The 289-nt window shown below is 56.7% G+C and carries 1 pseudogene; it reads left to right on the plus strand.

Annotation, left to right across the window (positions count from 1 at the left end):
* Window positions 1-17 precede the first annotated feature (17 nt).
* A pseudogene (locus QZ377_RS10040) lies at window positions 18-289 on the plus strand (hypothetical protein); the annotation flags it as partial.

Genomic DNA, 289 nt, shown 5'->3' on the forward strand with positions numbered 1-289 from the left:
ACTGTATGAGGTAATTTGTGCGCGTATTGTGGATGACCATGCTGTGTGCGGTGATGCTGCTTACCGGCTGTGGGGCTGGAAGCGGCGGCCATGCCGCCGGAGGCGCTGTAAGCCTTGCGCCGACGGTGCAGAACGGCAATACCAACCAGTATAACCCGCATATGCACCAGAATATGCCAAACATGCGTTCAGCCACGGCCGAAGGCGCAGCCATGCTTCAAAAAATGGGCGGTAGTGTTCCTACCATTGAAGGCGAGGCTGCGCACCGTCCGCAGTGGAAACATGAAAT

It is taken from the genome of Desulfovibrio sp. (assembly GCF_019424165.1).
In the GTDB taxonomy this organism is placed as follows: Bacteria; Desulfobacterota; Desulfovibrionia; order Desulfovibrionales; family Desulfovibrionaceae; genus Desulfovibrio.